Raw genomic sequence first — 18,751 nt, 5'->3', positions numbered from 1 at the left:
GGTAAGACATTCAAAACAAACGCGCCGTAACCTGGCGGATACGGCGCGTTTTGATTAGCGAAGTAAGCAATGACTCACATCGCTTCCAGCTTGGCGTACTGAGTCACCAGCCACTTGATGCCTTCCCCGTTGAAAGCCACCTGAACCCGGCTCTGGGTGCCGCTGCCTTCAAAATTGATGATGGTGCCTTCCCCGAATTTGGGATGCTGTACCCGCTGGCCCAGATTAAAACCGGTCTGATTAAAGTTATCATTGACCTGGGTCTGGCTGAAACGGCCGCCCGTTGACGGACGCGACACCTGCGCTTTCATCCGCACTTCTTCGATAAACTCTTCCGGGATTTCCCGGACAAAACGCGACACTTTATGGAAATTGTCTTTGCCGTACAAACGCCGCATTTCGGCATGGGTGATAAACAGCTTTTCCATCGCCCGGGTCATACCCACATAGCACAGGCGGCGCTCTTCTTCGAGGCGGCCATGCTCTTCGGAGGTGCGAAAGCTCGGGAACATGCCTTCTTCGACTCCCACCATAAAGACCACAGGGAATTCCAGCCCTTTGGCGCTGTGCAAGGTCATCAGCTGAACGGCATCATCGTATTCATCGGCCTGGCCTTCGCCGGCCTCCAGCGCGGCATGCGACAGAAAGGCTGCCAGCGGGCTCATTTCCTGGGCTTCTTCCGGTACTTCAAACTGACGGGTGGCGGTCACCAGCTCTTCCAGGTTTTCAATCCTGGCCTGGGCTTTCTCGCCTTTTTCCTGCTCGTACATGGCCCGCAGACCCGATGCGCGAATAGCCTCGTCGGTCTGCTGATACAGCGGCAAGTCGCGGGTGTCGTCTTCCAGCGCATTCACCAGCTCAACAAAGCGGCGCAGTGAATTGGCCGCGCGCCCTGCCAGGACTTTTTCGTCCAGCAGTTCAACACTGGCCCGCCACATAGTGATACCGCGATCGCGGGCCGCCATGCGTATGGTATCCAGAGTGCGCTCACCCAAGCCCCTGGCCGGGGTATTGACCACCCGCTCAAACGAGGCGTCATCATTGCGGTTCGAGATCAGACGCAGGTACGACAGCGCATCTTTGATTTCCTGACGCTCGAAGAAACGCATGCCGCCATAAATCCGGTACGGCATACCGGCCTGGATCAGGGCTTCTTCCAGCACCCGCGACTGGGCATTGCTGCGATACAGCATGGCCGTGTCATTAAGCGCGCCGCCGCTGTCCTGCCAGCTTTTAATCTTACCCACCACAAAACGGGCTTCATCCAGCTCGTTAAAGGCCGAGTAAACGGAAATCTTTTCCCCTTCGCTGCCGTCGGTCCACAGATTCTTGCCCATACGTTCATTGTTATGGGCAATCAGGGCGTTGGCGGCCTGAAGAATGTTGCCGGTCGAGCGATAATTCTGCTCCAGAAAAATACTGGAAGTATTGGCAAACTCGCGCAGGAAGCGCTGGATATTTTCGACCTTGGCACCCCGCCAGCCATAGATAGACTGGTCATCGTCACCAACTATCATCACATGGCATTCCGGGCCGGCCATCAGGCGCAGCCAGGCAAACTGGATGTTGTTGGTATCCTGAAACTCGTCCACCAGTATGTGCTTGAAGCGCGCCTGGTAGTGCTCGCGGATATGCTTGTTGTACTTCAGCAGCTCAAAAGCACGCAGCAGCAATTCGGCAAAATCGACCAGACCGGCGCGATCGCAGGCTTCCTGATAGGCGGTATAGAGCCGCAGCCAGGTCTGTTCAACCGGGTCATTAAAGGTTTCGACATGCGCCGGGCGCAGCCCCTCATCTTTCTTGCCGTTGATATACCAGGCCGCCTGACGGGCCGGCCACTGCTTTTCATCCAGGTTCTGGGCTTTGATCAGGCGGCGCAGCAGGCGCATCTGATCATCAGAATCGATGATGTTGAAATCTTCCGGCAATTTGGCGTCGAGATAATGGGCGCGCAGCATGCGGTGGCTCAGGCCGTGAAAGGTGCCGTTCCACATCCCGGCGCAGTTGCCCTGCATCAGCGCATTGATGCGTCCGCGCATCTCTGCCGCAGCTTTGTTGGTGAATGTCACCGACATCAGTGAGAAAGGCGAGGCTTCTTCTACCCGCAGCAACCAGGCGATCCGGTGCACCAGCACCCGTGTTTTACCACTGCCGGCGCCGGCCAGTACCAAGTGATTCCCCAGCGGTGCCGCCACCGCTTCGCGTTGTTTGTCATTAAGACCATCTAACAAGAGTGAAACGTCCATCGCCTTTCTACTGGTTATTTATACACTGGCGGTGATTATAACAGCTCAGCCAGAGAATGCCTGCCCTGTCGCCGGCTTCTTTCTGCCCCCCGTCACCGACCCACAATCACTTTTCAGCAAAAAATCACACCTGATTGAAATTTATCCGCCCGCCAGCCTTTCTAGTCTTTATAAGAGGGTCTAGTCTGCAAATGAGCCACTCAGTGGTGGCCAGGTACTGCAAGACGGACGTTCGTTCACCGCAACATCTCACTGTTTACTGAAAGAGGAATGATAATGAACAAGAACCACTTAGCCTTAGCCTCCGCCGTCTCCGGTCTGTTAATTCTGGCCGGTACACTTTCTGCACCTGCTATTGCCGCCGAGGCCAAAGAAAAATGCTACGGCGTTGCCAAAGCCGGTAAAAATGACTGCGCCACCAAAACCGGCTCCTGTGCCGGTACCGCCAAAACCGATGCTCAGAAAGACGCCTTTATCATGGTGCCCAAAGGTCTGTGTGACCGTCTGGCAGGCGGCAGCACGCAAAGCAGTTAATCATGATGCGTGATCATGCCTTTGAACAGGTGGGGGTTGGCCTGCGTGCGCCCCACCTGAGTCTGTTTGCCGCGATGAACCCGCCTGAAGTCGGTTGGCTGGAGATTCACAGCGAAAACTATTTCAACCCCGACAGCCCGGCACGCCGCAGTCTCAACACCATCGCTGACCATACTCCCATCAGCTGCCACGGTATCGGCCTGTCACTGGGCTCTGCCGATCCGCTGGATGTCCGCCACCTGGCTCAGCTCAAACGCCTGATCGACGACATTCAACCCCTGGCCGTATCCGACCATTTAAGCTGGAGTTCGATCAGCGGCCAGTATTTCAACGATCTGCTGCCCATTCCCTACACGGAACAAGCACTGAATGTGGTTTGCACTAAAATCAGTCAGGTGCAGGAGACGCTGGGACGCCAGCTACTGCTCGAGAACCCGTCCAGCTACCTGAGCTTCCACCATGCCACGTATACCGAGTGGGATTTTCTGGATCTTGTCCAGCAGCGCACCGGCTGCGGCCTGCTGCTGGATCTCAATAACATCTACGTCAGCAGTTTCAATCACGGTTTTGACTGTGCCACCTATCTGGCGGCGCTGAACCCTAACGCCGTCAAAGAAATCCACCTGGCTGGCTTTACGGTCAAACAACTTGATGAGGGTGAAATCTGGATTGATACTCACAGCCGCCCGGTCAGTGATCCCGTCTGGCAACTGTACCGGGACTGGGTACAAACTCACGGCTCAGTGCCGACCCTGATCGAATGGGACCTCGACATTCCCCCGCTGGCAGTGCTGCTGGGCGAAGCCGAAAAGGCCCGGCAGATCCTGCGTAACACCCACCCTGGCGGAGGCAATCATGAAAGATGATGCGCCTGATCTGGCCACCCTGCAGACGAGTTTTGCCCAGGCCTTACAATACCGGCCAAGCGATGTCGCCGGCCTGATCACCGATAACCTTTTCAGCGCCGAACAGCGGCTGCAAATCTACCGCAACAACTTTGTGATCAGCCTGAGCGAAGTGCTGGAAGCGACCTATCCGGCAGTCAAAGCCGTGGTGGGTGACGAGTGTTTTTCCGCGCTGGCCCGCCAGCATATTCTGACCACACCGTTGGAGCAGGGCGATGTCAGCCATTATGGCGGCGGTTTTGACCAGACGATTTGTGCTCAGGCAACACTTACCGATGCTGTGCCTTATCTGGCCGATCTGGCGGCCTTAGAGTGGCTGGTCGACCGGGCGTCTATGTGCAATGCGGCCCTGGCGGCGTTTCCGCTGGAAAAACTGCAGGGGCTGACAGAGCAGCGTCTGGCTGACGCCAGATTGATCCCTCAGCCTGCCTGCTGGTTGCTGAACAGCGACTATGCGGTTGCGTCGCTGTGGCTGGCGATACGCGATGAACAGCTGGACGGATTGACCATCCGGACGAGTGAATCCGCCATAGTGCTGCCCGGACCGGCCGTGATCGCCACCACTCAGGCGGGAACCGCACTGGTGCAGCTGGCGCGCCAACATCAACCTCTGGGACAAGCCAGCCAGGATATGCTGGCGGTGCTGGGGGAGCTGATTGCTGCACAGGTTTTTAGCGATATTCTCTATGCTGATGAGATGTAATCACCTTTTTTGCCACTTTGGTTTCACTACTCGATCAAAGTGGCTCGCCTGCAGTCCAGGAGGCTGACATGCTCTACCTTATTAAAGACACAGATACCCGGTTCAGCCGTCTGCTGGCGCCGCTGATCCCCCTGCTGTTGTTATTCACCCGCTTGTGGGTGGCCTGGGTCTTTTTCAACTCAGGTATGATCAAATACCAGAGCTGGGACAGCACCCTGTATCTGTTTGAATATGAATATCAGGTTCCGCTGCTGCCCTGGCGGATAGCGGCCTATCTGGGCACGGCAACTGAGCTGATAGTGCCTGTGTTTCTGGTACTGGGCTTGCTGACCCGGCCGATGGCACTGCTGCTGTTTGTCTTCAACATCATAGCCGTGGTGTCCTATCCGCTGCTGTGGGAGAAAGGCTTTTTTGACCACCAGCTGTGGGGCATGATGTTGCTGGTGAATGTATTCTGGGGCGCGGGGCTGGTGTCTCTGGATCATCTGTCCGGCCTGGCGCGACGGCCCAGCCGCTTACTGGAATAGGCTCACACCAGTAACAGCAGCTGATCCAGAGTGTGGATTTCAACATCCGGCAGCCATGTCGCTTTAGACTCCTGATGCATCTGACGTGACTGATCATTAAACCAGCAGGCTTGAAAACCGCTGCGACGGGCGCCGGCCACATCGCTGATCAGGTGATCGCCGACATGAAGAATATCCGCCGCCGACACTCCCAACAGTGCCTGAGCCTGGATAAATAAATCCGGCGCCGGTTTGGACAAGCCGTCACGGCCTGCCACCAATACCCGGGAGAAATACTGGCCCAGGCCGATTTTATCCGCGTCCACATTGCCGTTAGTGATCGCCAGCAGCGGCACCCGCGTGGCCAGTTCGCTGAGCACGGCATGGGTCATATCAGGCACATCGACCTGATTTCTGACGGTTAATACTATGTGCAGCCCTTCTTCCGTCGCCTCCGCGGCCTGGGTCTGCGAATAGCCGAGCCGGATCAGACCGGTACGCAGCATCACCCGGCGCCACTCGGTGACATCGTGGCGCAGCATAGGGTTGTCCTTTGCCAATTGGTATTTGAGCCGCTGCCAGTCTGCGGGCGTCAATGCATGTGAAGCCGGATGCGCGGCGGCCAGCCAGTCATACATCGCCTGCTCGGCGCGCAGAATCACCGGATGGTTATCGTACAGGGTATCGTCCAGATCAAAGGTGAGTGCTTTGGGAGAACGAAAACTGCGGTAAAACTGCATGACACCGGCTCCTTATTTGGTCTTCTTGGCACGCGGATGTGCCTGATCATACACCTTGGCTAAATGCTGAAAGTCTAAATGGGTGTAGATTTGTGTGGTACTGAGATTGGCGTGGCCCAGCAGCTCCTGCACCGCGCGAAGATCACCGCTGGACTCCAGCATATGAGTGGCAAAACTGTGACGCAGCTTGTGTGGATTAATATGACTGGACACCGCTTGCTTTTGTCCCCATTCCGCCATACGTTTCTGCACGTTACGGTTGGAGATGCGCTGGCCCAGCTTGGACACAAACAATGCCGGTTCACCGGGAGCGGCCAGTTGTCCGCGCATTTTCAGCCAGATCCCCACCCATTCCCGGGCCAGACCGGCAAAAGGGACAATGCGTTCTTTGTCGCCTTTACCTATCACCCGCAGATCGCCCTTGCTCAGGCTGATGTCTTTCACGTTCAGCCCAACCAGTTCCGACAAGCGCAGGCCCGCGCCATACATAAGTTCCATCATGGCGCGATCCCGGACCGACAAGGGATCATTCTCATCAACACTGAGCAGCTGATCCATCTCATCGACATCGAGGTTTTTGGGGAGAGGCCGGGATTTACGCGGTGCTGATACCCCTTTGGCCGGATTGGCCTTCAGCTCTCCCTGATGGACCAGATAATCCAGAAAGCTGCGCAACGCGGATAATCGCATAGCCAGACTGCTGGCCTTGAGGCCGTCCCGCATCCCTTTGCTCGCCACCTGACGAACCCAGGCAGCATCTAAGGTGTGCCAGTCGGAGACCCCCAGTTCGAGCAACTGCTCAGCCACTGTGGTCAGCTGGCGCTTGTAGTTCTGCTGGGTATGCAGACTCAGCTCCCGCTCACTGCGCAGATACTCGTAAAAGCGGTCAAGCGAGCGGGTCAGACTGGCCGGCAAACTCATTCAATAACCTCACGGCTGTATTCCCAGTGGCGGATCAAGCGTCCCAGCACGTCGGCCAACTGAGTCACAAACAGCGTGTCCATCCCGGGTTGAAAATGGCCGCCATCCCGGCTGGCAAAACACAGTACACCGTCAGGCCGTTCCGATTCACCCAGCTTGAGCACGATGAATGAGCCCAGCTGAGGGGGCTGTTCGAACAGCATTTCGCTTTCGGCACTGCGCAGTCGGCCAAGATAAACATCCTGCGGGTTGAGCCGGGCGCGTCGAAACCCTTCAAACGCCTGCCGGCTCAGCGACAGTTCGGCGTCCATGCTGTCAAACAACCGTACACTGACCCGTAAATCCAGTTCCGTCGCCAGTGCAGTCAGCACACTCAGCGCCTGGTAAATATTGTGGGTCTGAAACAATTGCTGCTGGGCACGAGCAAAGGCAGCAAATAACGCGCTGTTACTGGCCGCGACAGACATCATGCCATCGATCTGCTTTTCCAGTTCCGCCACTTTATGGCGCAGCCGCTCCATCTGGCGCTCCACCAGCGAAACCGATCCGCGCTCGGTATGGGGCAGCCTGAGCTGCTCCAGCAGCTCGGGCTGCTGGATAAAAAAGTCAGGATTGGCAGTTAAAAAAGCCGCGATCGCCTGCGGGTTGAGCGCTGCACCCTCATCATCCGCAGGGCGTTGGTTCAGTTGGGTCATCTCAGTCATCACTTGCAGATTTGGTTAGGCTCAATGGGGCCAGACAGCCCCACCGGCAACTTGCCATTTGCCACACTTCAGAGCGTGATTTGGCCATCGAACACATGAGCAACAGGCCCGGTCATATACAGAGGCTGACCATCGCCAGCCCAGCGAATATGCAGATCGCCACCGGGCAGGCTGACGGTCACATTGCTGTCCAGCAAGCCCTGGCGCTGACCGATAGCGACAGCAGCGCAGGCTCCGCTGCCGCACGCCTGGGTTTCGCCCGCACCGCGTTCGTAGACCCGCAGGCGGACGGCAGCGCGCGACACTACCTGCATAAAGCCGACATTAACCCGCTCAGGAAAACGTTCATGGCTTTCCAGCAGCGGGCCGAGCGTCTCGACATCCGCCGTATCCACATTATCCACCACGGTCACACAGTGCGGATTGCCCATACTGGCGGCACCGCAGAATACGGTGCTATCTTCCGCGCGCAGTATGTAGGTTTTTTCTTCCTGTTTGGCCTTGAACGGAATTTTTTCCGGCGTGAACTCAGGGACGCCCATGTTGACCGTCACCTGGTTGTCGTTCTCCAACTGCAGCACCATCTTGCCCGACTTGGTGCTGACCGCGATCCGGTACTTATTGGTCAGCCCTTTCATAGAGACAAAGCGGGCAAAACAACGGGCCCCGTTACCGCACTGCGACACTTCGCTGCCATCGGCATTAAAAATGCGATAGTGAAAATCCGTCTCGGGATCATAAGGCGGCTCTACGACCAGAAGCTGATCAAAACCCACCCCGCGATGCCGATCCGCCAGACGCCTGATGGCGTCCGGGGAGAAGAAGATGTTCTGGGTCACACAGTCGACGACCATGAAATCATTGCCCAAACCATGCATCTTAGAAAATTGAAACTGCATCGGCGTTCTCTCGCTTATGGGTTAAGGCAACAGGCGCTCAGACTGCCACAACTGACTCAGTGTTTCACGTTCGCGCACCACGTGAGCCTGATCGCCATCTACCATGATTTCCGCCACACGCGGACGGGTGTTGTAGTTGGATGACATCACAAACCCGTAGGCACCGGCAGAACGCACGGCGACCAGATCGCCCTGCTCCAGCTTCAGCAGGCGCTCTTTACCAATGTAGTCGCCGGTTTCACAGATCGGGCCGACAAAGTCGTATTCCAGCGGCTCGCCGTCACGCGGAACAACCGGCACTATCGCCTGCCAGGCATGATACAGGGTCGGGCGGATCAGATCGTTCATGGCGGCATCAACGATGGCGAAGTTTTTGTGCTCAGTATGCTTGAGGTACTCAACACGGGTCACCAGTACACCGGCATTGGCGGCAATCGCACGGCCCGGCTCAAAAATCAGCTCCAGATCCATGTGATTTTCCAGACGCTCCAGCAGTGCTTTCGCGTAATCAGATGGCAGTGGCGGCTGCTCATCATTGTAGGTCACACCCAGACCACCGCCGACATCCAGATGGCGGATCACTATGCCTTCTGCTTTCAGGGTATCAATCAGGGCCAGCAGGCGATCTGTGGCATCAATGAAGGGCGTCAGCTCTGTCAGCTGTGAACCGATATGGCAGTCCATGCCAATCACATTGAGATTCGGCAGGCTGTGTGCCAGACGGTACACTTCCGGGGCACGGTCAAAGGCAATGCCGAACTTGTTGTCACGCAGGCCGGTGGAAATATACGGGTGTGTCTTGGCATCCACATCCGGGTTGATGCGCAGCGACACAGACGCCACTTTGCCCATCTCAGCGGCAACCTGATTCAGGCGCTCCAGCTCAGGCTCTGATTCAACATTAAAACACTTGATGTCCAGTTCAAGCGCCCGGCGCATTTCTGCGGCGGTTTTACCGACACCGGAGAAAACAACTTTCCCGGCATCACCGCCTGCGGCAATAACGCGTTCCAGCTCGCCGACAGAGACAATATCAAACCCTGAACCCAGTCGGGCCAGCACATTCAGTACCCCGAGGTTTGAGTTTGCTTTCACCGCGTAGCAGATCAGATGCGGATGATCAGCTACCGCACTGTCAAACGCACGCCAGTGGCGTTCCAGGGTCGCGCGGGAGTATACATAGAGCGGCGTGCCAAAACGTTCAGCCAGGTCAGTTACTGCGATATCTTCAGCGTAAAGCTGGCCGTCTTGCTGATAATTAAAATAATCCAATGTGGTCTCTTCCCTGTTATGGCCGCGGTTATTCGGTTTGCTCTGTCTGTTCGGTGTCATCGGCTGGCATATACAGCGGACCACTCTGGCCGCAGCCTGCCAATGTCAGTACTGTCAGAATAAATGTTGCTATTAAACCTGTACGCATTTTTAAAGCCAGTGATAATGATTGCAATGCCCTCTATAATCGCACCCACACTAGGAAAAGCAATAGGACTTACAGGATGAACGATACTGAATTTCATAAACTGGCTGATCAGGTACTTATGCATATCGAGGAAGGCATCGATCAGTCCGGCGCAGACATCGAATATGAGACAACAGGCAACGTGCTGACACTGGAGTTTGAAAACCGCAGCCAGATCGTCATCAACCGTCAGGAACCGCTGCATGAAATCTGGGTGGCATCCAAATCAGGCGGCTATCACTTCAAATATAACGACGGGATCTGGCTCTGCACCCGCAGCGGCGAAGAGCTGATTTCACTGATTAAGCGCGAGTGCTCGGTTCACGCGCAAGAAAGTGTCGACTGGTAAAAACAATGCCGGCGCAGCAGATAACACTCTCTGCTGCGCCGGCAATCTGGCACCCAATATGACAAAACAGCTTTAAGACAGACTCATCTGCCCGCCTTTGCCGGCTTCATCCATATTGGCCTGGTTATCGGCCGCCAGCCGACGCTCAGCCTGATACCCGCTCTTGTAAGGTAACACCTGACACTCACCCTCCTGGCCATACACAATATGGTAGAACTGAGGCAGGTTAAAATTGATGAAATTCGAACTGTAACTGAACCTGTCCTGCGCCGAGGTATAAAAACGGTTCACGCCATGGACCATTTCATCCATGTTGCCGCTGCACTGGCGATAAACTTCAATCCGGTTGGTTTCGTCCAGGATATAAATATTGAAACCGTGGTTTTCACAGTCTTCAAAGAAGAACTGGATCAGGCCTTCACTGGCGTAAGCATCGACAATGGACGGCGGATGCGGCTCATCGGTTTTCCCCATCACCACGCTAGCACTGCCCAGCAGCTTATTACTGGAAATACAGCGGTAGAAGTCGACCGAGTTTTCCAGCTTCTGCACCGAGACCCCGCGACGCTCAAAGAACAAACCATGTGTCTGGCTGCCAATGCGGATCGCTTTAAAACGGCGCTGCTTCTCCTGCTGCTCCACCGGCATCAGACGCATCTCAATACACTCGGCCACCAGCTGATACACCAGGTTGCGGATCATCCCGCGCATGTGTTTGCTGTAGCAAAACACATCGACCGATTCGGGCGAAATGGCATCCTGATGCATCTTGCTCAAAATGGTCTTCAGTGCATCCATCATGGCGTTTTCACCCTTGAAGTTCAGGGTACGCACTTCATTCCATGAGTTACGGTAAACCAGATCAACGCTGCCGACCAGACAGGTCTGTTCAGGGCCAAAGCTGAAGATATCGGTATTTTTGAAATCAAACTTCACCGCCCGGCTTTTCATTTCTTCCGTCGGGTCCTGCTCCAGATTGATGAAAATCCCTAACTGGCGGATTTCACACGGGCTGGACAGGGCTTTCAGGCCTGGCTTGGGACGGCGGATCGAAAAGGTATTGCGGATATCGCTCACCATCTGGTACAGCTTGTCGATATCCATGGCCGAATCGCGCACCACAGTGTGCAGGTTGGTCGTTTCGGTCAGCAGGCCGTTGAAATACGCCCAGGCCACCAGTTTGCTCAGGTAGCGGTTATGCTCTAACGACGGCTGGCCCAGAATGGCGTACGGATCCAGCGGCTGCTTGTACAGGTACCAGCCCGCGGTGTTAGTCCGGCCGGCAGGCACCTGAATAAAGGTCAGATCCCCTTCGTGCAAGTCTGGCGACACCTGCGGGTTGAGCAGGGTCACTTTGCCGGGCAATACCTCAAAGGCCGCATACAGCTTACGGGCCAGAATACTGATATCTTCCGGGCTGATCGACGAGGTAATGTCGTTACGGCGCGCAAACAGGATCAGGTTACGATAACTGAGCATCAGGGCGTCAAGCAGCTCGTTGTGGGCCCGCTTGACCTGCTCCACCTTCCAGTTGCGGCGGTTATCCAGCTCTTCAATGACCTCACGGGACCATTGCCACTCAGAGGTCAGCTCAGCCAGTACCTCACGACGCCAGGCGACTGAGCCAATACCGGGCTCACGAGTCAGTTTTTCGTGGGTTTTCAGATAGAAACAGCGACGCACCAGATCCAGACGGCGGTGATCGTTAATCCGCTCCAGATAACGGGTCACTTTTTCCAGCATCAGGTAGTAGGCATCCATCGCGTAGTGCGACGACTGCTCGGAGAAAAAGCGCCGCTTGCCGTCCACGCTCAGGAGTTGCGTGTGGGGGTACTCGCAGGAATAAGCTTCCAGCAAAATGGCTTTCAGCACCGATTTATAGGGAGAGTCGATACTTTTGTACAGATGCCACAGGCTGGAACCGAAATATTCTTCAGCCGGAATGCGGCACAGGCCGCCAAAGTCAATCCACTCATCGCGGTTGATATAACCATTGGCCGCCAGATAAGCGACGTAATCGTCATAACACTCTTCCATTTCCGGCGGTACCAGATACCACAAGAAGCGCTGTCCTGCCAAATGCACGGCCGAGCGGTAAAACTCGTCCAGCAACAGCAAATGCTGACTGGAACCACAGTTATCGCCACTCAGGGCTTCCGAACGGTTATGGCGGAAACGGTTATCATCGATCAGGAAAAAGTTAGCTTCCACGCCCTGTGTCTGCGCCCAGCCGGACACGGCTTTACACTTGGTAAGCAGCGCTTCACGCTCATCTAACGGCATACGGGTGCGGATACAAACCCAGATATCCAGATCACTGGTCAGGCTCTGGCCCAGCGACGAGGTGCTGCCCATCGCGTATAAACCCAGAATGTCACCATCCGGTGAGTCATGAAAAAAAGAAGCGGGAAGATCGAAAGCAAAATGCTCACGGATCAGCGTCGACTGACGTGATGTAGGAACAAATGACGCAATACCTTGCGGTACTTCGGCATCCTGGTAGCCAGGCAATGCGGGATGGTTAACATGCAACAGCACAGGCAGCACACTGAACACCTGCTCAGATTGTGCGTTCATGGCAAGACGCGCACGTTCAACCCGACGGTGGTTATGCTTATCCAACCTGCCAATTAAGGTATTAATATAATTTTGCAAATTACTCTTCCAAGAGCTACCAGCATCCAGAGCGGCCCGAATCTTGTCATCGTTAGGGGACTCTGTGAGCCATTCGTGAGCAAAAACGTGATCAATCTAACAGTTTTCAGGCATTCCGTAAAGTCTGCACGGTCAATCAAGCGGAAACCTGCTTCGTGATGCTCAATTCCATTCTGTATCACCACAAAATAGTACAATGACTCGAAATCGCCAGCACCTTGGACTTTGGAAGCCAGATCACACTCAGTAATGTGACATATCTCCCATAAGCGATATCACAGAACCGGACAAATGCGCTTCACCGCACCGGCAACAACATCTACATTACCTTACCCGTATCGGAGTGGTACGATTAGTATATTTAGAGCAATTAGATGGACCCCCAAGCTATGACTGAGATGCCAATCCGGATCGCAACCCGAAAAAGCCCACTCGCCCTATGGCAGGCGGAATATGTTAAGGCCGCACTGGAGCAGGCCCACCCAGGCATTACTGTCGAACTGGTTCCTATGGTCACCAAAGGCGACATCATTCTTGATACCCCGCTGGCCAAAGTGGGTGGTAAAGGTTTGTTTGTCAAAGAGCTGGAACAGGCGATGCTGGAAGGTCGCGCTGATATTGCAGTCCACTCCATGAAGGATGTGCCGGTCGAATTCCCCGACGGTCTGGGACTGGTCACTATCTGTGAGCGTGAAGACCCGCGCGATGCGTTCGTGTCCAATCACTACGCCGATCTGGACGCGCTGCCACAAGGCGCCATAGTTGGCACCTCCAGCCTGCGTCGCCAGTGCCAGCTGCTGGCCAGCCGCCCGGATCTGCAGATTAAAACCCTGCGCGGCAACGTAGCGACCCGTCTGCGGAAATTGGATGAAGGCGAGTACGACGCCATAGTGCTGGCCTGTGCCGGTCTGAAGCGCCTGAAAATGGACGACCGCATCCGCTGTGCCCTTGCCCCTGAAGTCAGCCTGCCGGCTGTCGGCCAGGGCGCCGTAGGCATTGAATGCCGTCTGGACGATACCCGTATCCGCGGCTTGCTGGAGGCCTTAAGTGACACCACCACCACCACCCGCGTTTTATGTGAGCGGGCGATGAACAACCGGCTGGAAGGCGGCTGTCAGGTGCCTATCGGCAGCTATGCTGAACTGGAAGGCGATCAAATCTGGTTACGCGCTCTGGTGGGTGAGCCGGATGGCAGCAAAATTGTCGCCGGTGAAATTCGCGGACCGATTGCGGAGGCGGAAAACCTGGGCACTCAACTGGCCGAAGAGCTGCTCGAACGCGGGGCTCGCGAGATACTGACCCGACTGTACGACGAGGCCGAATGACAGTCCTGATCACCCGACCAGCCCCGCACGGCGAGGCACTGGCACAAGCATTGGCCGCTCAAGGCATCAAGGCACTGGTTCAGCCACTGCTGACCATAGCCCCCGGTGCCGGCCTGCTGACTCTGGGTGATCAGCTCGCCACACTGAAAAAAGGCGATTGTCTTATTGCTGTCAGCCCCCACGCGGTAAAAATGGCACATACTTACCTGACCGAAAAAGAGATTTGCTGGCCCGATAGCCTTCATTATATCGCCGTCGGCCAGCAAACCGCCGCCACACTGGCAAACGCCTGCGGTCAGCATGTCGATGCACCGCAGCAGGAAGACAGTGAGGGGCTGCTGGCCCTGCCAGCACTGATGACACCGGCAGGGCGCAATGTACTGATACTGCGCGGCAACGGCGGCCGCGAACTGATTTTCGAGACACTGGCTGAACGTCAGGCCAATGTCTCCTACTGTGAAACTTATGCCCGACACTGGCTGGCACTCAATGGCGCTGTTTTGAGCCAGCAGTGGCAACAACAGGGTGTGGACTCACTGGTGGTCACCAGTGGTCAGCAACTGGAATACCTGTACCGACTGATGCCGGCGCAGGCAAAGCCATGGCTGATGACATGCCACTTGCTGGTACCCAGCAAGCGAATTGCCCGTCAAGCCAGGGACATTGGCTTTTGCCATATAACGACTGTGGGCAGTGCCAGCAATGCCACACTGCTTGCTACACTAAGTACAACAGGCACAACGGGATAAACGGATGACTGAGAAGAAAACCAATAACGATACCCCCCCTAAGACAGACAAGCAGTCTGATGCCTCTTCCAAGGCCAAGGAAACGCCACACACTGCCGGCACGCCACCCAAGTCGTCTGCCGCCAGCCAGCCTGCTGCCCCCGCCGAGTCAGGCAAAGGCAGCAAAACCGGCTGGGTCGCCATTGCTCTGGTTATCCTGTTGGGTGCTGGCCTGTATTATCACGGCCACCAGCAAAACCGTGACCAGCTGGCACAGGTGAGTGCGCTGCAAGCCCAGCTCAATACCCTGAAAAGCGAGCTGGCTAAAAATACCCAGGATGTCAGAAGTGAGGTTGATCAGCGCTTACTCAGCGCCTCAGGCAAGCTGGAGCAGCAGAACAATGACATTAAAGGCCTGCAGTTGGCGATGTCGGAAGTCAAAGGCCGTCGCCCGAATGACTGGTTACTGGCCGAAGCGGATTACCTGACCCGTATGGCGGGGCGCAAACTCTGGCTGGAGCACGATGTGGCCAGTGCCACCGTATTACTGGAAACTGCCGATAACCGCCTTGCCCAGCTCAATGATCCGAGCCTGACGGCACTGCGCAGTGCCATGAACGACGACATTGCCAGCCTCAAAGCCGTGGCCCGTGTTGACCGTGACGGTATCGTATTACGCCTGACCAGCCTGCAGCAGATGGTCGCCAATTTGCCGCTGGCCAACGCGATCGTGCCTGAGTCACTGGAACAGCCACAGAGTGAAACGGTCAGCGAGTCGGTGTCCGACTGGCAGTCCAACCTGATGACTTCCCTGAAGCAGTTCAGCGAACACTTTGTGACTTACCGTAAGCGCGATGGCAATGTCATTCCGCTCTTGTCCCCGGAACAGGATTTCTACCTGCAGGAAAACATCAAATCCAAGCTGGAAACCGCCATTAAAGCTGTGTATCGCGAACAGGGTGAGCTGTACACCCAGTCCCTGACCATGGCCAAAGACTGGGCCAGCCAGTTCTACAACACTGACGATGTTCAAACGCAGAGCTTCATTAAAGGCCTCAATGAGATGGCCGGCCAGAATATTGAAGCCAGCTACCCTGAGCAGCTGAAATCGCCCTCGCTGTTAGCGGATCTGGTGAACCAGCGCCTGCGGCAACAAATCGCTCCCATTAAGACTGAGGAGGATCCGGCATGATTAAACTTCTCCTGCTGGTCGCCGCGCTGATTGCCGGCATCGTTGTCGGCCCCATGCTGGCCGGCAACCAGGGCTATGTGCTGATCTCCGCCGCCAACCAGACACTGGAAATGAGCCTGACCACGCTGCTCTTACTGGTTATTGTACTTTTCGGTGCGTTTTTTCTGCTTGAGCATCTGCTGAAGTGGCTGCTGTCACTGAGCAGTGTCACCCGCGGCTGGTTCTCCGGCCGTAAAACCCGCAAAGCACGTGAGCTGACTTCCAGCGGCCTGGTCAAAGTACTGGAAGGTGACTGGAAACAAGCGGAAAAGCTGGTCGTCAAATCGGCGAATCACAGCGAAACCCCGCTACTGAACTATCTTGCCGCAGCGGAAGCCGCGCAGGGACAGGGGCAGTTGCATCAGCGTGACGAATACCTGCGTCTGGCGGCCGAACAGGACAGCGACAGCCTGGCGGTAGCACTGACCCGCGCCAGACTGCAGTGCCAGCAGCATCAATATGAAGAAGCTGTCGCCACTCTGCAGGAGATGAAAAGCAGCCATCCGCGTAATCCGCTGTTACTGGAACTGCTGAAGCAATGCTATGTACAGCTGGAAGACTGGCCAGCTCTGCTGGGCCTTATTGCCCCGCTGAAAAAGTACGGCAGCCTGAGCGGCGAGCAGCTGGATAAATTAGAGGAACAGGCCGAGTGCGGCTTGATGGCGCAGATCAGCCTGCACAGTGGCAGTGATGGCCTGATGGGACACTGGAACAGCCTGAGCCGTAAAGCCAAACAGAATCCGGAGCTGGTCGCCTGCTTTGTCCGTGAGATGTGCGCCCGCAACGCCGACAGCGAAGGCTATACCATACTGCGCGAAGCACTGCGCAAGAAGGTTGATTCCCGTCTGATCAGCCTGATGCCGACGCTGAAACTGACCGATTATCACCCCGCCATTGTGACACTGCAGGATTTGCTGAAATACGACAGTAACAATGCAGCCACCCACAGTGCGCTGGGACAATTGTATCTGCGTGACGGTAAAGCCAAAGAAGCCCGCACGCACCTTGAGCGGGCAATTGAACTGCACCCGACTGTCGCTGATTACGGCTACCTGGTCGAGGTACTGGAAACCCTGAACGATAAAGCTGCCGCGGCCCGCTTATCAAAAGAAGGCTTAACCCTGGCCCTGCCGGCCAAAATCTGACCTGACAGACATACCTGTTACCAAATGTAAAAAAGCGCCGTAACAGGCGCTTTTTTGTTCTATTTAACATTGCATTAACGAGATTTAATCCGCTTTTGTATCCATCTGTTAATAGCCATTTCATCATATATATTTGCTATTGATGGAAGTATTTAAAAACTATTCAATGTGGCCTCTTTTAGCGCTATAGATGGAAGTAAGGCTATGCTCCCTTGGTTAATTGTTTCTGGCATTATTGTTGCGGTAATCACTTGCCTGATGACAGCTGTGCTGATTAAAGAATCCTGATTGATTCAGTTCCCCCAGAAACCAAGAAGCCTCCGTTAACGGAGGCTTCTTTTATTTACCGGGCTGCAGGCAATGATCAGGCACTGGCTTTATAGATCAGCTTGTCGAATTTTCGCTGTATCTGCTCAGATTTCTTCCGGTACTTTTCCGCCTTCTTCAGGTACTTGTCGGTTTTCTTGAGGCGTTTACGTTTCTTTTTAGCCAGCTTGCGCAGCTTCTTATCCAGTTTCTTGACCGACACGCTCAGCAAACCCACCGGCACCCCCACCATGGCACCGCTTTCCAATCGCTCACCCACAGGCGGCAACGCCGGCTCCTGACCTGAGACAGGCGACGGGGCCATCACAGATGCCGCAGTGACCGATGGGATCGTCGCTGGCACCCTCTTCTGGCCCTGCACGGGTAAACGACCCGGTTTGCAGAGAGAAGATTTACCATTGGCGACCCTGGCACAGCTACGGCAAAAATACTGGGGCGCACTCACCAACTCAGCAATTGACGCAATCTTCTCGCTGATCTCTGAACGACGGTACTTGCACAATGACCTGGACATTTCGGCTTTCTCCAACCTGCAACAGCCAACAGCCGTCAGCGGCTACTTCATAGCCGCTTTGACATACACATCAAAGCGGTTCTTCTTGGTATTGATCACGGTTGACGGCGATTGACCATCCAACCAGGGGGCATAGTCAGGACGCTTGACCACTACACGTTTGTTCGCCAATGTCAGCGCCGGCGTCAACAGCTGATCGGCATCCATATCAGCACCGACCAGACTCTGGAACACGCGCATTTCTTTCTTTACCAGAGCCGATTTCTTTTTGTGGGGAAACATAGGATCTAAATACACCACATCCGGTAACACATAGTCAGGATCTGCCGCCAATCCAGTGAGCGCATCCTGGCTGGTAGCATGTAACAGGCTCATACGTTCACTCACCCAGTCGCCGATTTCCGCATCGGCGCAAGCGCGGCGCAAACCGTCTTCCAGCAATGCCGCCACCACAGGATGGCGCTCAACCATCTGTACCCGGCAACCCAGAGATGCCAGCACAAACGCATCACGGCCCAGCCCCGCCGTGGCATCCAGTACAGTCGGTGTGACCCCGCTTTTCAGGCCCACGGCTTTGGCGATAGCCTGACCACGCCCGCCGCCAAACTTGCGTCTGTGCGCGGCGGCGCCCCCGGCCAGATCGACAAAAACCGCCCCTAGCTTGGGTTCATCCTGCTTGAGCAATTCCAGACGCTCTGCCGTCAAAGACAGCGCAAACTGCGCTTGAGCATTATGCTCCAGTCCCCAACGGGCAGCCAGTTCAGCCAGCTCGGCGTGACGTTCAGGTTGCTCACAAAGTAAAGCGATTTGCACGGGTGTCTCCGCAAAACAATGTCCGCCCGGCACGGGGCTGGCAGACA

19 protein-coding genes are annotated in these 18,751 nt (G+C 55.5%); 9 read left to right on the top strand and 10 right to left on the bottom strand.

The features are described 5' to 3' along the window. Positions 1-74: 74 nt before the first annotated feature. A complete protein-coding gene (uvrD, locus tag IFO68_RS19230) occupies positions 75-2,246 on the bottom strand; it encodes a DNA helicase II (protein ID WP_192017411.1) in 2,172 nt (723 codons plus the stop codon). 276 nt (positions 2,247-2,522) lie between these two features. Between uvrD and IFO68_RS19225 the strand changes: the two genes are divergently transcribed. The 4 genes from IFO68_RS19225 to IFO68_RS19210 all read left to right on the top strand — a co-directional run bounded on the left by IFO68_RS19225 (position 2,523) and on the right by IFO68_RS19210 (position 4,915). Further along, entirely contained in the window at positions 2,523-2,780 is a 258-nt protein-coding gene (locus IFO68_RS19225; RefSeq protein ID WP_192017410.1) for a BufA1 family periplasmic bufferin-type metallophore, read from the top strand. Between the two features lie 5 nt (positions 2,781-2,785). Beyond that, on the top strand, positions 2,786-3,646 hold the full coding sequence (bufB, locus tag IFO68_RS19220; RefSeq protein WP_192017463.1) for an MNIO family bufferin maturase: 861 nt from the start codon (positions 2,786-2,788) through the stop codon (positions 3,644-3,646). Next, positions 3,636-4,388: an HvfC/BufC N-terminal domain-containing protein gene (locus IFO68_RS19215; protein WP_192017409.1), complete on the top strand. Its 753-nt coding sequence runs from the start codon at positions 3,636-3,638 to the stop codon at positions 4,386-4,388. Before bufB ends, IFO68_RS19215 begins: the two co-directional genes overlap by 11 nt. Positions 4,389-4,456: 68 nt before the next feature. Next, positions 4,457-4,915 carry a DoxX family protein gene (locus tag IFO68_RS19210; protein WP_192017408.1) on the top strand — a complete coding sequence of 153 codons (459 nt, stop codon included), beginning with the start codon at positions 4,457-4,459 and terminating at the stop codon, positions 4,913-4,915. Positions 4,916-4,917: 2 nt separating this feature from the next. Here IFO68_RS19210 and yigB read toward each other — a convergent pair whose 3' ends face one another. The 6 genes from yigB to lptM all read right to left on the bottom strand — a co-directional run bounded on the left by yigB (position 4,918) and on the right by lptM (position 9,578). Continuing rightward, positions 4,918-5,634 (bottom strand): 5-amino-6-(5-phospho-D-ribitylamino)uracil phosphatase YigB, encoded by a 717-nt coding sequence (gene yigB / locus IFO68_RS19205; protein ID WP_192017407.1) that lies wholly within the window; start codon positions 5,632-5,634, stop codon positions 4,918-4,920. Between the two features lie 12 nt (positions 5,635-5,646). Then, positions 5,647-6,555 carry a tyrosine recombinase XerC gene (xerC, locus tag IFO68_RS19200; RefSeq protein ID WP_027251490.1) on the bottom strand — a complete coding sequence of 303 codons (909 nt, stop codon included), beginning with the start codon at positions 6,553-6,555 and terminating at the stop codon, positions 5,647-5,649. After that, on the bottom strand, positions 6,552-7,250 hold the full coding sequence (locus IFO68_RS19195) for a DUF484 family protein (RefSeq protein ID WP_225445338.1): 699 nt from the start codon (positions 7,248-7,250) through the stop codon (positions 6,552-6,554). Before IFO68_RS19195 ends, xerC begins: the two co-directional genes overlap by 4 nt. 77 nt (positions 7,251-7,327) lie before the next feature. Further along, positions 7,328-8,158, bottom strand: coding sequence for a diaminopimelate epimerase (gene dapF, locus IFO68_RS19190; protein WP_192017405.1), 831 nt, complete (start codon positions 8,156-8,158; stop codon positions 7,328-7,330). 21 nt (positions 8,159-8,179) lie between these two features. Beyond that, entirely contained in the window at positions 8,180-9,430 is a 1,251-nt protein-coding gene (gene lysA / locus IFO68_RS19185; protein WP_192017404.1) for a diaminopimelate decarboxylase, read from the bottom strand. Positions 9,431-9,458: 28 nt separating this feature from the next. After that, entirely contained in the window at positions 9,459-9,578 is a 120-nt protein-coding gene (gene lptM / locus IFO68_RS19180) for an LPS translocon maturation chaperone LptM (RefSeq protein WP_192017403.1), read from the bottom strand. Positions 9,579-9,654: 76 nt separating this feature from the next. On the opposite strand from lptM, the gene cyaY reads away from it, so the two are divergent. Continuing rightward, positions 9,655-9,966: an iron donor protein CyaY gene (gene cyaY, locus IFO68_RS19175; protein ID WP_192017402.1), complete on the top strand. Its 312-nt coding sequence runs from the start codon at positions 9,655-9,657 to the stop codon at positions 9,964-9,966. 72 nt (positions 9,967-10,038) lie between these two features. Here cyaY and IFO68_RS19170 read toward each other — a convergent pair whose 3' ends face one another. Further along, positions 10,039-12,621 carry a class I adenylate cyclase gene (locus IFO68_RS19170; protein WP_192017401.1) on the bottom strand — a complete coding sequence of 861 codons (2,583 nt, stop codon included), beginning with the start codon at positions 12,619-12,621 and terminating at the stop codon, positions 10,039-10,041. A gap of 389 nt (positions 12,622-13,010) precedes the next feature. Here IFO68_RS19170 and hemC point away from each other — a divergent pair, with 389 nt between their 5' ends. Genes hemC through IFO68_RS19150 form a run of 4 tightly spaced genes read left to right on the top strand, consistent with a single transcriptional unit; the run spans position 13,011 to position 17,050 of the window. Next, the gene (hemC, locus tag IFO68_RS19165) at positions 13,011-13,946 is read left to right on the top strand and encodes a hydroxymethylbilane synthase (protein ID WP_192017400.1); all 936 of its coding nucleotides are present in this window, start codon (positions 13,011-13,013) and stop codon (positions 13,944-13,946) included. Continuing rightward, entirely contained in the window at positions 13,943-14,695 is a 753-nt protein-coding gene (locus IFO68_RS19160; RefSeq protein WP_192017399.1) for a uroporphyrinogen-III synthase, read from the top strand. The genes hemC and IFO68_RS19160 overlap by 4 nt, the downstream gene beginning before the upstream one ends. A 4-nt stretch (positions 14,696-14,699) precedes the next feature. Then, on the top strand, positions 14,700-15,866 hold the full coding sequence (locus IFO68_RS19155) for a uroporphyrinogen-III C-methyltransferase (RefSeq protein WP_192017398.1): 1,167 nt from the start codon (positions 14,700-14,702) through the stop codon (positions 15,864-15,866). Beyond that, positions 15,863-17,050 carry a heme biosynthesis protein HemY gene (locus IFO68_RS19150; protein ID WP_192017397.1) on the top strand — a complete coding sequence of 396 codons (1,188 nt, stop codon included), beginning with the start codon at positions 15,863-15,865 and terminating at the stop codon, positions 17,048-17,050. Before IFO68_RS19155 ends, IFO68_RS19150 begins: the two co-directional genes overlap by 4 nt. A gap of 364 nt (positions 17,051-17,414) precedes the next feature. Here the strand turns inward: IFO68_RS19150 and IFO68_RS19145 are convergent, their stop codons facing one another. Both IFO68_RS19145 and IFO68_RS19140 read right to left on the bottom strand, forming a co-directional pair. After that, positions 17,415-17,891, bottom strand: coding sequence for a hypothetical protein (locus IFO68_RS19145; RefSeq protein WP_192017396.1), 477 nt, complete (start codon positions 17,889-17,891; stop codon positions 17,415-17,417). Between the two features lie 42 nt (positions 17,892-17,933). Beyond that, positions 17,934-18,704 (bottom strand): class I SAM-dependent methyltransferase, encoded by a 771-nt coding sequence (locus IFO68_RS19140; protein ID WP_192017395.1) that lies wholly within the window; start codon positions 18,702-18,704, stop codon positions 17,934-17,936. Positions 18,705-18,751: the final 47 nt, after the last annotated feature.

The sequence above is a fragment of the Photobacterium arenosum genome, assembly GCF_014841115.1.
GTDB classification, from domain to species: domain Bacteria; phylum Pseudomonadota; class Gammaproteobacteria; order Enterobacterales; family Vibrionaceae; genus Photobacterium; species Photobacterium arenosum.
This window is presented reverse-complemented; position numbering and strand designations above follow the sequence as displayed.